Origin of the sequence: Neobacillus sp. C211 (genome assembly GCF_051842875.1) — a bacterium.
Taxonomy (GTDB): domain Bacteria; phylum Bacillota; class Bacilli; order Bacillales; family Cytobacillaceae; genus Neobacillus.
The window spans coordinates 64,069-76,573 of record NZ_JBPXRO010000017.1 but is presented as its reverse complement, the minus strand read 5'-3'; the positions used below and the strand labels follow the sequence as shown (position 1 = coordinate 76,573).

The 12,505-nt window shown below is 39.8% G+C and carries 11 protein-coding genes; all 11 read right to left on the bottom strand.

The features are described 5' to 3' along the window. Nucleotides 1-187: 187 nt before the first annotated feature. The 11 genes from ACSU6B_RS17000 to ACSU6B_RS16950 all read right to left on the bottom strand — a co-directional run bounded on the left by ACSU6B_RS17000 (nt 188) and on the right by ACSU6B_RS16950 (nt 12,497). Nucleotides 188-1,201 (bottom strand): PfkB family carbohydrate kinase, encoded by a 1,014-nt coding sequence (locus tag ACSU6B_RS17000; protein ID WP_410886969.1) that lies wholly within the window; start codon nt 1,199-1,201, stop codon nt 188-190. After that, nucleotides 1,201-1,851 (bottom strand): bifunctional 4-hydroxy-2-oxoglutarate aldolase/2-dehydro-3-deoxy-phosphogluconate aldolase, encoded by a 651-nt coding sequence (locus tag ACSU6B_RS16995; protein ID WP_410886967.1) that lies wholly within the window; start codon nt 1,849-1,851, stop codon nt 1,201-1,203. Before ACSU6B_RS16995 ends, ACSU6B_RS17000 begins: the two co-directional genes overlap by 1 nt. Nucleotides 1,852-1,942: 91 nt before the next feature. Further along, the gene (locus ACSU6B_RS16990; RefSeq protein ID WP_410886965.1) at nt 1,943-3,580 is read right to left on the bottom strand and encodes a mannitol dehydrogenase family protein; all 1,638 of its coding nucleotides are present in this window, start codon (nt 3,578-3,580) and stop codon (nt 1,943-1,945) included. Then, the gene (gene uxuA / locus ACSU6B_RS16985) at nt 3,546-4,658 is read right to left on the bottom strand and encodes a mannonate dehydratase (protein WP_410886963.1); all 1,113 of its coding nucleotides are present in this window, start codon (nt 4,656-4,658) and stop codon (nt 3,546-3,548) included. Before uxuA ends, ACSU6B_RS16990 begins: the two co-directional genes overlap by 35 nt. Nucleotides 4,659-4,679: 21 nt before the next feature. Then, nucleotides 4,680-5,702: a zinc-binding alcohol dehydrogenase family protein gene (locus ACSU6B_RS16980; protein WP_410886961.1), complete on the bottom strand. Its 1,023-nt coding sequence runs from the start codon at nt 5,700-5,702 to the stop codon at nt 4,680-4,682. Between the two features lie 155 nt (nt 5,703-5,857). Further along, the gene (locus ACSU6B_RS16975; RefSeq protein WP_410886959.1) at nt 5,858-7,120 is read right to left on the bottom strand and encodes an MFS transporter; all 1,263 of its coding nucleotides are present in this window, start codon (nt 7,118-7,120) and stop codon (nt 5,858-5,860) included. Between the two features lie 464 nt (nt 7,121-7,584). After that, on the bottom strand, nt 7,585-7,902 hold the full coding sequence (locus ACSU6B_RS16970) for a MaoC/PaaZ C-terminal domain-containing protein (RefSeq protein WP_410886957.1): 318 nt from the start codon (nt 7,900-7,902) through the stop codon (nt 7,585-7,587). A 12-nt stretch (nt 7,903-7,914) separates the two neighbouring features. After that, nucleotides 7,915-9,009: an acetyl-CoA C-acyltransferase gene (locus tag ACSU6B_RS16965; protein WP_410887042.1), complete on the bottom strand. Its 1,095-nt coding sequence runs from the start codon at nt 9,007-9,009 to the stop codon at nt 7,915-7,917. After that, nucleotides 9,005-10,471: an AMP-binding protein gene (locus ACSU6B_RS16960; RefSeq protein ID WP_410886955.1), complete on the bottom strand. Its 1,467-nt coding sequence runs from the start codon at nt 10,469-10,471 to the stop codon at nt 9,005-9,007. Before ACSU6B_RS16960 ends, ACSU6B_RS16965 begins: the two co-directional genes overlap by 5 nt. A 49-nt stretch (nt 10,472-10,520) precedes the next feature. Beyond that, complete coding sequence (locus ACSU6B_RS16955; RefSeq protein ID WP_214997498.1) at nt 10,521-11,099, bottom strand: biotin transporter BioY; 579 nt, start codon at nt 11,097-11,099, stop codon at nt 10,521-10,523. Nucleotides 11,100-11,363: 264 nt separating this feature from the next. Then, entirely contained in the window at nt 11,364-12,497 is a 1,134-nt protein-coding gene (locus tag ACSU6B_RS16950; protein WP_410886953.1) for a glycerate kinase, read from the bottom strand. Nucleotides 12,498-12,505: the final 8 nt, after the last annotated feature.

Here is a 12,505-nt window from a genome sequence, read left to right as displayed (position 1 = left end):
AAAATTTTACTTCTGCAAGTTACTGAAGTCAACAGAGCAACAGAACTCTTACCCAATAAATGATTTTTCATTTAATGCGATAGTAAACTATTTAATTATAGATTGGATAACATAAATAAATAACCTACTCCACCAAAAGCAGTGAAATAGGCATTTCGAAAGTCCCTCGATCAATTGACTTCAACTTTTAGCGGGCTATTTTCCCTGGACCATTATTTGCAAAAGCAGCTACCTCATCTACTGAAAACACATTACAATCACCATGTATTGTATGTTTTAAGACAGATGCTGCTGTCGCAAATGTGATTAGTTCCTGGGAAGGCTTATTTTCTAAGATTCCATGTAAAATACCTGCCGCAAATGCATCACCGCCGCCTACGCGATCAACGATGTGATCAATCTGGAAAATCTCTGATTGGTATAACTTCCCGCCAGTGAAATAGTTTCCTTGAAGAGTATTAGTTGAAGCAGAAATAATAGTTCGGAACGTTGAACTGATCGACTGAATGTTTGGATACAATTCAATCATTTTTGAGTAGTAATACCTCAATCTATCCTCTTTGAACAAGGAAGGGTCGGCTTGATCTAGGCCGAGAATATAAACGGCATCCAATTCGCCGAAGGAGCATATATCAACAAATGGAAGTAATGTTTTAAACGTATCTGCTGCTTCTTGCTGGCTCCAAAGTTTTGCCCGGTAATTAAAATCAAAGCTGGTAAGAACCCCTTTTTCCTTCGCTTTTTTTAGCGCTTGCAATGTAAATTCCTTTAAGCCTGGGGATAGTGCCGGGGTGATTCCGGTAACATGAAAAAGTTCCGCCCCTGAAAAAACTCCATCAAAATCAATTTCATCTGGTCTAAGCATCGAAAAACTGGAGTACTTCCTGTCATACGTCACTTGGGAATTTCTTTGTCCTACTCCAGTTTCCAAATAGTAGGAACCTAACCGTTCCCCGCCTTTAATCAGATAGTCAGTATGGACATCGTAAGATTTCAAATGTCTCTCAACAGCTATTCCCAATGGATTTTCCGGTACTTTACTAACAAAATAGACGTCATGTCCAAGGTTTGAAAGTGAAATGGCTACATTCGCTTCTGCACCGCCATAATGCATCTTTAGCTGATCAGCTTGAAAAAGCCGTTCACCATTTTCTACGGAAAAGCGAAGCATAATTTCACCAGGTGTAACTATTTTTTTCATCAGTAGTTCCCTCTTGCTTCTTGTACTTTTTGGACATATTGCTTTGCATATTCAGTAATTTTGTCATAATTCCCTTGTTTGGCTGGTGCCACTAAATTTCCACCCACACCGACAGCGACACAGCCATTTTTTATCCATTTATCCACATTATCAAGGTTGACTCCGCCAGTTGGCATAATGTTCACATGTGGAAGAGGAGCTTTTACAGCTGTGACAAAGTCAGGACCGAATGCATTTCCAGGAAATAGCTTAACAATATCGACCCCGGCTTCTAAAGCATGCTTCATTTCAGTGATAGTCATGCATCCCGGCATATATGGTATTTGATAGAGATTACATAGTTTTGCTGTATCTGCATCAAATGCCGGACTAACGACAAACTGTGCACCGGCAAGAATCGCGATCCTCGCTGTCGTTGCATCAAGAACCGTTCCGGCTCCAATGACGACATCATGATTTTCACCATAAATAGAAACTAATTCTTTGATTACTTCATCAGCACCTTGTACAGTGAAGGTAACCTCAATCCCTTGAATGCCGCCTTCTACACATGCTTCTGATATTTTAATGGCTTCCTCCTTGGAATCTGCTCTTACAACAGCTACTACCCCACATTCGGATATTCTCGATAATACGTTTAGTTTTTTCATTATTTTCCCCACCTTTAATTTATTCCTTTTCCAACGACAGATATTAATAATAGGAAATGGGCATGAGAAACTTCTCATAGCCCATCCGCTCCTAACCAACCGTGATTTTTTTCTTATCTGAAAGACAATACCTCTCCAAAGTACGGCGGACGGCACCGGTACCTGTAAGCATGTCATAAAACATGGACTCAATCTTTTCGCCCAACCCTATCTCATACAAATTGACTCCAAAGATAGCTTCATTGGACAGGATTAAATTTATGTTAGATGTTCGGTCACCCAAAGCAACACCCTCAAGAGCCGCTTTCAGGGTCTCAAGCTGCGGGTCAGGACTTAGAGTAAAGGGCTTTCCTTCATCATCAATGCCGAGGAGATAGCGGCACCACGTTGCAATTGCCAGTGGGATAGCTTTCAAATCGGCCGGATTCAGGTCCTCACTTTTTACATAGGACTTCAAAGTTTCACCGAAGCGGATTCCTACTTTTAGGGATGTGTCGCACGCGATGCGCTGCGGCGTATCCGGGATATAAGGGTTGGAAAAGCGTTCGTTCAAAACTTCATCCAGGAAGGCTTTCGGGCTGATAATTTCAGGGTTGACCACTACCTTCAATCCTTCTTGATAACCGATCATTTCTACAAATTTTCTCAGTGTTTCGTCTTTCATTTCATCTGCAATCAAAGTATAGCCGAGCAGGCAGCCGGAAACAGCCAATGCTGTATGAAGCGGATTCAGGCAAGTGGTTACCTTCATCGTTTCAATTTTGTTCACCGTTTCCCTGTCCGTAAAAATAATTCCCGCCTGCTCCATGGCTGGACGGCCATTCGTGAATTTGTCTTCTATGACAAGATATTCACTTACTTCTGCATTGACAAAAGGCGCCGTATACGTATTTTTCGGTGTGACTATGATGTCCATGCCGATAATCCCTTGGTCAAGAAGAGCTTCTTTCACCTTTTCAGATGGCCTTGGCGTAATTTTATCAATCATGGTGAAAGGGAAGGTGATCTTGCCTTCATCCTCGAGATAAGCAATAAAGCCTTCCTCCACATATCCCCTTTTGAACCATTCCTTTGCGATCGATAAGACGGCAGCTTTGAGCTTGTCGCCATTATGTGAACAGTTATCCATACTGACGAAAGTCATCGGATATTGGCCTTTCAAATATCTGCGGTAGGCAAGCGATGTTACAATGCTCATGGCATGGACCGGGTTATCCAATCCAGTTTCAAAATCTTTCTTAATAATGCCTATGAACTCTCCGGATGGATTCGTCAAGGTATAGCCTTTTTCCGTAATCGTAAAGCTGGCCATCTGTAGACTTGGATTTTCAAAAATCCCGACAAGTCGCTTAAATTCATCTTTCCTGTTAAAATCAGCTGCAATAGTGTCGACAATGCTGTTAATGACGGTCTTCTCAAAAGAGCCGTTTGCTTTCATGGTCACAAGCAGGGTCAGGTTATCATACGGCTTATTTAACCGGTCGATCATTTCAAAATCATACGTTTTCACTGCGATAATTCCGGTCTCGGCTTGTCCTTGGTTTAACAGTTTTTGATGAGCATTGGCAACAAAGCCCCTAAAAATATTTCCGGCACCAAAGTGGACCCACTGCGGCTTTTCTATCGTATTTTCGGCGACCTGGTTAAAATCAAATTGCGGAAGTTCGACTCCGATTTCTTTCCATGCTTCAGCTTCATTTACTATACTGCTTCTCTTTAACTGTAGCACTTAGCTCTCTTCCTTTCTCTATTTCCAGGCTGTCCCAAACACCCAGCATGTACATGATTCCAAGCGCTCTATCATACAGCCCATAACCAGGTCTGCAGTGTTTCTCTTCGCCCCAAAGGTGACGACCGTGATCCGGACGAACATAACCTGTAAATCCATTTTCATGGTACGCTTTGATGACTTCGGCTACATCTACGCTTCCATCCTGCCCGCGATGAGAGACTTCAATAAAATCGCCATTTTCAAACACTTTCACATTTCGGATATGTGCAAAGTGAATTCGATCATGGAATTCGCGAATCATGGCAGGTAAATCGTTCTCTGTATTAGATCCCAATGAGCCTGTGCAGAAGGTTAACCCATTGTATGGACTATCTACAAGATTAAGGAATCTACTGATATAATCTCGATTGCGAATAATACGCGGCAATCCGAAAATCGGCCAAGCTGGATCATCCGGGTGGATTGCCATTTTCACATCATATTCTTCACATACAGGTATCACTCGTTCTAGGAAGTATTTCAAGTTGTCGAAAAGAATGTCTTCTGTCACACTCTCATAGGCTTTAAACAAGTCATCCAACTGGGCTAAACGCTCCGGTTCCCAGCCAGGCAAGGTAAAATTACCGGCCCCCTCGAGGATTTTTTTAACCATATCTTTTGGATCATCGGTAATCGCAGCTTTTTCATAAAACAGGGCATTGGAACCGTCAGGTAAATCCATATATAGATCCGTTCTTGTCCAGTCAAAAACCGGCATAAAATTATAGCAAATCACTTTAACTCCGACTTTAGAAAGCTTTTTAATGGTATCGATATAAATATCGATATACTTATCCCTGGTAGGCAATCCGATTTTGATATCATCATGAATGTTCACACTTTCTACTACAGCCGGGCTGAATCCTTTACTCCGAATTTGGTCCGCAACTTCTTGAATTCTTTCCATTTCCCATTCTTCCCCTGCAACCTTATCATGCAGAGACCAAACGGCTCCCATTACACCCGGAATTTGCCGTATATGGTCAAGTGTAATCGAGTCGTTCCCTTCACCATACCATCTCCATGTCATTTGCACCGATATCCACTCCTTCTATTTTTATCGTGAAAAATCTAAAAGAACTTTTCTTACTGCATCTGGATTTGTTTCGATTAATTGGATCGCTTCTTTCACTTGCTCGAAAGGAAACGTATGCGTTACAAAGCTATTTATATCTACTTTTCTATTATTAAAAAGATCGATTACTTCTGGAAACTGATTCGTTTGCAATCTGGATCCACTGACTGTCAGTTCTTTTTTCGTAATCTCCAGCTGCGGAATCCCTGACTTTTCTTCACTAAATCCTAATACAACAATTCTTCCAGCAACCGATGCAAGTTGGACAGCTTGTTCGAATGTTTTTGTTGTACATACGGCATCGATGACAACATTCGCTCCCATTCCCTCGGTTAATTCATTTACTTTTTGAAAAATATCTTCTTTCAACGGGTTGATCGTAAAATCGGCACCAAGGCTTTGGGCATAGGACAGCTTTTCTTCACTTAAATCTGAAATAATACATGTTGCCCCTCTATACTTTGCAACCTGCAAGGCACAAATCCCAATCGGGCCGGCGCCCATGATAAACACAACATCTCCCTGCCTGACATCCCCCCGCCAATTGGCTTGTGCCCCAATTGTAAAGGGTTCCACTAAAACCGATTCTTTCCAATCTAATGTTGGGTCAACTTTGTGAGCCATTTTTTCAGGGACAACTACATACTCCTGATAACCACCATCAATGTGGACTCCAAAAACCTTTAAATTTTGACAGACATTTTGCCGTCCAGATCGGCACGCATAGCATTCTCCACAAGTGAGAATCGGTTCGATGACAACATGATCATCTACCTTAAGGGAGGTAACGTCTTCACCAGTCTTTACTACTTGGCCAGTGACTTCATGTCCGATTACTCGCGGATAGGTAGCGACTGGTGAGGTTCCATGATAGATATGGACATCTGAACCACAGATACCAGCCATCTTCACTTGAATCAGAACCTCATTTTCATGCTGAATCTGTGGCATTTCTTTTTCAATTATTTCAAGCTGCCCTGGTTTAACCACTTGTATCGCTTTCATTAATTCATACTCCTCAATACCCTTTTTCTTTTAAATACTAGTATACTAAAAATTGAGTATACTAGTATACAAGATAGGGCATAAATTTTGATTCATTTGGAATAGCTTGATAATACTATATTTGTATACTAGCATACAAGTTATCTAACACGCTATTACATCGCTTTCTCTGTCAACTCAGCCTTATATTTTTTAGTAATAGGTTTAACAAACTTAATTACTGACAACGAAGCAAAAACCGCTAACCCTCCGGCTAATAAAAATGCGGCGGTGTAGGTGCCGGATTTCTCCACAAGGAAACCAGTTAATGTAGGACCAATGATTCCAGCGGTATTAGCCAAAAAGTGCATGAATCCTCCAACAGATCCCACGTTCTTTTGGTCGACAACGTCTTGGACGATCGCCCAATAAATCGCACCTGTCAAATATAAGAAGAAAACTGATAATGCTACTAAACTTACAGCAGCCACTGTGGTAGTAACAAGACCGGCAATCCCAATACAAACTGCAGATGTAAACAGACAAGATACCAATACTACTTTACGAGCAAATAATGCTTTTCCTACTTTTTTATACACAAAATCAGAAACCATACCGCCTGAAGCTAAACCAATGAAACCCAACACCCAAGGAATAACGGTTACGACACTCATTTCTTTAATACTTAGGCCGCGTGCATCGGTTAAGTAACTTGGGAACCAAGTTAAGAAGAAAAATAGAATATAGTTATACGCGAAGAACGCAAAAGCAGTAAATAACACCGTTTTTTGTTTTAAATAGTAAGTCAAAGGTATTTTTTCACCTGACTGATTTTGACCTGGCTTTGCAGAGCCATTATTTTCGTTACTTTCCCCAGCAGGTTTATCTTTAATAAAAATCCACCAGCATGCTGCCCAAACTATTCCAATAATCATAATGAGGACGAAAGAGATTTTCCAGCCATAATTCAAGGCAATTATCCCAACGATAGGACCGGCGATCGCTCCCCCTAGTGGTGTACCGCTATTAGCAAGCCCAATCGCAGTGGCCCGTTTATCTGAAGGGAACCAGTTGTTTATCATTTTATTGATAGTTGCCGATAACGGGCCTTCGCCCATTCCAAAAAGTACCCGAATAACAATCAAGCTGGCAAGGCTGAATACTAGCGCAATCGCACCGCTGAATAGAGACCAAACAACCATGGCTACGAACAAAGTAAGTTTTGCCCCGTATTTATCAGACGCCATTCCGCCAATAAAGTTGAAAATGGCATACCCAACAGAGAAGCTACTAAAGACGATTCCCAATTGTGTCGGTGATAAATGTAAATCTTCGGTAATAAAAGGTGCCGCTATAGAGAGAGCAGATCTGTCTAGGTAGTTCACCACGCCTGCCAAGAAAAGCATTACTAATACAACAGTTTTTCCTTTTGAAAACATATTTCTACCTCCTTATAATGTTTTTGGCTGAAATGAAACCGTTTTCTTTTAAATAAAAAAAATAATAAGTTCGTATTGCTTCTTAATATTTAATAATTTATCACTTCCTTAAGTTACTGAATGTAAGCCCCTTCATTTTCTAATATAGGATGTCTACATAGAGATATTAACACATACATATACTAGTATACTAGTGTTTTTTATATTATTTTTTATCCTTTTTATGACATGCGAAATTTTAACCGAAATTACAATAAAATGCTAACCTCAATAAATATAAGAAGCTTTTTATTCCATACATAGTTGAAAAAATGGATGTGAATAATTGTAAAAGAGGGGGGTTACATCCACTGAAATAAAGAGGCTGACAAATCTGAAAGGTTCAGAAATTGTCAGCCTCTTTAAAATTTAATTCGAATCTATTAGTTGAAAAACCATTACCAGCAACTAAAAACTGCCCCTATTCAGGGATTTCCTCTAACTACTATCAAACATCGTTTTACGACTATCTTTTCTCCACATTTTCCTTCTACTCTTATTTCATTCTCCGCTTGTTTGATAGTCAGTGTTACTAGATTTCCCACATAAACAGGGGAGATAAAGGTAAATTCATACTGACTCAACAACTCTTGAGGAATGAGAGATTCATTCGAAAGTACACTTAACACTTTGGCCACTGTTAACATTCCATGGGTAATTTTATTAGTGAATCCTTGTTGTTTCGCTGCCTCCATATCTAAATGAAATGGATTGTAATCACCAGAAATGAAAAATAATCTCATGTTCCTTAGTTTTCATGTTACCACCTCGAATAGGACTGCTACTCCAACTCCTCCACCACTCCCAATCGCGGCCAGTACATATTTGATATCCTTTCGTCTTTGTACTTCGTAGAAAAGCCTCGTGATCATGATACTTCCCGAAGCTCCATAAGGATGTCCTAGCGTTAAAGCTCCTCCGCCGACATTTAACTTGTCATAAGAAATGGAAAGTTCTTTTGTACAGGCAACAATCTTAGAGGCGAAAGCTTCGTTTATTTCAATTAGGTCAATGTCCTCAATGGTTAACTGGTTTCTTTTTATTAAGGCTTGAATAGCCGGAATAGGGGCTTCTCCTGGATAATTCGGAAGTACACCTGAGACTTCACTATCCAAAAATCGTAAAATAGGCTGGAATCCATTATTCAATGCCATGTTTTCTTCCATGACAAGTACAGCTGAAGCCCCGTCATGTATCCCACAACTGTTCGCTGCAGTAACCGTACCGTTCTTTTTAAATATAGGCTTTGCCCTATTTAAAAGTACTTCCATCTTTCTTTTCTTAAAAAGTTCTTCATCTTGGTGGAGATCCCCAATTTGAATGATCTCTTGATTAAAATATCCTTTATCATAAGCTTCCCAGCTGCGTTTATAACTTAATAGCGCATATTCATCCTGCATTTCCTTTGAAATAGCATATTTTCCAGCCACATATTCTGCTGCAACGCCCATATCTGGATCGCCAATTTTTTCAGGAGAAAATCTTGCTCTAGAAGGAAACGGGGAGGTACTCGTACTTTCTACACCACCAGCAATATAACAAAGGCCAGCTCCACCTTGGACAAAGTAACATGCCATTCGAATCGCTTCTAACCCTGCACTACATTGACGGTCAATGGTGATTCCCGTTACTGAAATAGGAAGTCCTGCTTCTAACGCAGCAACTCGAGCTACGTTTCCACCTGGTCCCACTACATTTCCCAAAATGATGTCATCTATCCTATCTTCCAATCCTTTCGCTAAATGTTGGAGGAGTGGAGCTGCAAGCTCATGTGGCAGAATGTCTCGTAACATTCCACCCGTTTTTCCAATTGGTGTTCGTTTCGCTTTGACAATTACTGCCCTTTTAATCACTGCTCACCTTGCTTTCCAATCGTTTTATAAGCTCAGCACGAGCTATCTTGCCACTCGTTGTATATGGCATTTCAGATAGAAAAAACCACTTACGTGGAATTTTATAAGAAGATAAATGCGTCTTACAAAATCTTTTTAACTCTAATTGGCTACCCTTTCCTTTCACCACCGCAGCAACAACCTGACCCCAATACAAATCTGAAAGGCCTATTACAGCAACTTCCTCGACATCTGGATGCAAGGAAATCACTTTTTCAATTTCTTCAGGAAAAATATTAATTCCCCCATATAAAATCATACTTTGTTCACGGCCTACAATATATAAAAAGCCATCCTCATCAAAATAGCCCATATCATGGACCGTGGCCCATCCCTCTTCATCATGTATTGAATGAATGGTACTTCCCTCATAATCAAAGTACCCATTTATCATAAATTTGCTTCTTACATATATTTTTCCGGTCTCAGTTGGCATTGCTAATTTCTGATCTGGACGCCGTATTTGTACCTCTACACCATAACAAGGCTTTCCGACAGATGTTGCTTTCTGAATACCTTCTCTATCAGAAAGTACAGTAATGAAGCTCAATTCACTAGCTCCATAAAACTCGTACATGGTCATGTTAGGAAACATATGACGGATTTCTAATTTCGATCTATCCGACCATTTTGCACCAGATGAAATAATTTTTATAGATTTATCGACTTGGATTCCTTCTTTCAAGAATGCTTCTACCATTGTCGGAACTACATATATCGTTGTAATTGGAAAGGAATGTATCCATGATAGTCCTTCAATAGGAGAAAACTTTTCTAAAAGAAAAACGGTTCCACCTAAATACAAGGTACTTATAGCTCCATACAGAAAATGAGAATGAATTAAGGCACCAGGAATAAGAACTTGATCGGATTCATCTAATCCGAAATCAAAACGATTGCAATCAAAGCTAGCCACCCACGAATCTTGAGAGCGAACAAAAGCTTTTGGGTTACCTGTCGTACCAGAAGTAAATCCAATGTAAAAAGGCAGATTTTCTTCCGTTTTTCTTACAGTTGTAGGATCAAATTGAGAAATTTCCTGTAAACAATCATCTAAAATCGTTACATTAGGAATGATTTGTTTGATTTGAGAGTAAATTTCTCTAGTTGTGACAATGATAGAAGGATGCGAAAGTATCACCCTTTTTTCCAATTCGGTTATCTTCCATTTCAAATCATATGGAACAGCAATCCAACCTGCCTTGGAAGCTCCTGCAAAGAGCTGAAGGAAAGGGATACCGTTTGGCAAAAGGATTCCTATTGTTTTATTTTCTGAATGAAGAGAATGAAGCCAGTTCGCTGTTTGATTAATTAATTCATACCATTCTTGATAACTGATTTGTTGATGATTCGTATGGATCGCGATTTTGTTTGGGGATATTTTTTCGAAAGTCTTATATGATTCTGTAATATTTCCCATGATATATCTCCTCTATAAAAAAGAGACACATTCTAGTGCCTCTTAAGATTTAGATATTTTTAGATAAATGATTGGAATAACTTGTTGCTAATGAGCGTGAAAAAAATGGGTGTTTTCTTAGTCTGTAAACTAAAATGGAAGCTAGTATGGCTTTTAAGACATCCCCTGGGATATAAATTAAACTTAACTGAACAGCTTTTAAAAGAGGAATGTTCATCATAAATGCTTGGACAGGAATTCCAATTAAATAGATTAATAGAATTCCAACTGTCAGATTAATAAATAAAATATGTTGTATTTTTAAAGTTTGAAAACGTGATAGTAGATAACCAATACAGAAAGCCGTAATAGGCCATGAAATTATATAACCAACACTTGGTCCGACAAATACACTTAGTCCACCTCTTCCTCCAGATAGAAGAGGTACTCCAGCAGCGAGAAGTAATAAAAAGATTGTTTGGCTCATCGCCCCTAATCTTGCTCCCAATACTCCTCCCGCAAGAAGGACACCTAGTGTTTGTAATGTAATGGGAACGGGTGTAAAAGAAAGCATAATAGGCGGAACTACTCCTAGAGCGCCCATGACAGCGGCAAACACTGCTACAAAGGTAATTTCCTTAATTTTCATTCTTATATCTCCTTAAAATCAATATGTACTATTTACAACTATGATACTAATGAATCTCAAATTAAATGTCAACCGAATTTTGAATCTAGTTAACATTAAAAACATTATTATTCAAAATAGTATGAATTTGTTATTAATAGTAAATTTACCTGCAAAGAAATTCAGTATTTATGTAAAAAATCACGGCATCATATTAAATACGGTTTACCCAATTAAAAAAGCAGCTATACTCAGCTGCTTTTTACTACTTATTTAAAATTCCATTTATTTTTTCATTTTAAAAACAGCAGCTATATTCGACGCGGTTGTCTCGACGTATTCTTCTGCATGTTTAAAGGCATCTTCTATTAATATCACCCCAGGGACAATGCTGAATATCGCATCAATACCATATTCATGAACAACATAACTATCCTTCGAAACGTTTCCGGCAATTCCGACAACAGGGACTCCATATTTTTTAGCTGTTTTAGCAACCCCAATTGGAGTTTTGCCAAAGATGGTTTGTCCGTCAATCTTCCCTTCTCCAGTGATAACCAAATCGGCGTCCTTGACGATGTGGGATAAACCAGTGGCTTCGATAACAATTTCGACGCCCCGCTTCAATTCTGAAGGTAGAAAGGCCAATAGTCCTCCGCCAAGGCCGCCAGCAGCACCCGCACCAGGTACGTCGTTAATTTTTTTACCAAGATCTCGTTCGACAACAGCAGCAAAATGACCAAGATTTTTATCCAGTTCTGCTATCATTTCTAGAGTAGCTCCTTTTTGTGGCCCGAAGATAGCAGAAGCTCCCTTTTCGCCCGTTAGCGGATTATCTACATCACATGCTACCTCGATATTAATCGGTGCTAAGCGCGGGTCAAATTCTGACAGATTAATAGAGGCTAAGTGGTAAAGAGCGCCGCCTCCTTCTCCAATTTCCATTCCATTCTTATCAAGCAGACGTGCTCCAAGGGCTTTTGCCATACCGGCACCACCGTCGTTTGTCGCACTCCCGCCGATCCCAATAATGATATGATTAACACCATGATCAAGAGCAGCAGCAATTAATTCACCTGTCCCCTTAGTCGTTGTTACAAGGGGATTTCGTTTCTCAGCTGGTACTAGGTGTAAACCAGAAGCGGCAGCCATCTCAATTACAGCCGTCGTTTTATTGCCAAGGATTCCAAAGAAGGCATCTACTGGATCTCCCAGTGGTCCCGTTACAGTTTTAGAAATAATTTCACCGCGAGTTGCATCTACTAAAGACTGTACCGTGCCTTCTCCTCCGTCGGCCATTGGTACTTTTACATATTCAGCATTAGGAATAACCCGTTTGAAACCTTTTTCAATCGATTCCGCTGCCTCAAGTGCGGATAAACTTTCTTTAAATGAATCCGGCGCAATGACAATCTTCATCTTTTTCC